The organism is Rhizobium sullae (assembly GCF_900169785.1).
Lineage (GTDB): Bacteria > Pseudomonadota > Alphaproteobacteria > Rhizobiales > Rhizobiaceae > Rhizobium > Rhizobium sullae.
Window position 1 is genome coordinate 1 of record NZ_FWER01000159.1, and the last position, 1,184, is coordinate 1,184.

Consider the following 1,184-nt stretch of genomic DNA (forward strand, 5'->3'; position numbering starts at 1 on the left):
CAATTCAAGGCTTAGCGAACGACGAGATCCGCGCAATTCTCAAAGATGCCCTGGCACGGGTGCTTGCGGAGAAGCAAAACACGTAAGAACCATCGGTCCTTGCGAAATCGCCCGACCGCTAACCCAGGGATGTTTCATGTGTCGCAAGCCCTTTTCATGAGCACATGCTTAATTACCGAATTTTAAGTCCCGCCTAAGAAAGCTCGCCCAAATTTACACGACGCCTCCAAAATGGCAGCTCGGAGTCGTACGTTGGAAAAAAACGGATCGAGACTGAGTGACGATCCACAAGGCCGAGCTGATCGCGTATCTCAGCACCAATACGCTTGTTTCAGCACCAATACGCTTGCGACCGGCAACTTCCTAGAGCAGGCAAAAGAACGGGAACACGTTGAACGGTGCATCGCCAAGCTCCGCGGCCAGATCGCCCAAGACCTTCGCACCGCCAAAACGGCTTCGGTCGGAAATCGACGTCGCGGCCGTCGGGCGCAGCGTAATCGATTTGTCCGGACGCATCGACGATCTCGCCGAGCGGTCAAAACTGCACTATGCCGGCGACTCGCGTGCTCAAGGAAAGCGAGGCCGGATATCATCTCCGCAGGCAGAGAGCATCAGAGATATTTAGGTCGCTCCGGTGACTTCTCCCCGCCCTGAAGGACGGGGCTTCCGGTCTTGATCACGCCGCATTCGCGCGGGGACTGCTACCGTCTTCTTCCTGCTTCCGACCCGCAGCCGGGTTCGATTCACAGGCCATCTCCGGATGTCCTCCGGTTCGGGCCTTGCGGCCCAGGTAAAGGATGTTCAGCGCCGCATTGTGGTCGGCGCAGGCGGCGTGGCCGCAGGAGAGGCACTTGAAAGTGTCCCTGTCGGGACGGTTGGCCGCCTCGAGGTGTCCGCACGCGTGACACCTCTGCGAGGTGTAGGCGGGGTTGACGTAGTAGACGCCGCCGCCGGACCGGCGCATCTTGTATTCGATCTGCCTGACGGTCTCGCCCGGCGAGACGTCGAGCATGGAGCGGTTCGATCCCGCCTTCCGGGCGACGTTGGTCCCCGGCTCCTCGACGGTCCCCTTGGCCGAGGCTGTCAGGTTCTTCACCTTGAGGTCCTCGAGATAGATGACGGCGCAGCGGCAGACGACGGCGGTCGTCACCTTGTGCTTGGCGTCGCGGCGACGTCTTGCGATC

Annotated in this window: 2 protein-coding genes; both read right to left on the reverse strand. The window is 60.3% G+C overall.

All coding sequences use genetic code 11. The features are described 5' to 3' along the window. Positions 1-363: 363 nt before the first annotated feature. Positions 364-516, reverse strand: coding sequence for a hypothetical protein (locus BN1800_RS41925; protein ID WP_179214036.1), 153 nt, complete (start codon positions 514-516; stop codon positions 364-366). Between the two features lie 160 nt (positions 517-676). Continuing rightward, the coding region (locus BN1800_RS39500; protein WP_179214037.1) for an RNA-guided endonuclease InsQ/TnpB family protein at positions 677-1,184 on the reverse strand (508 nt) is incomplete at its 5' end.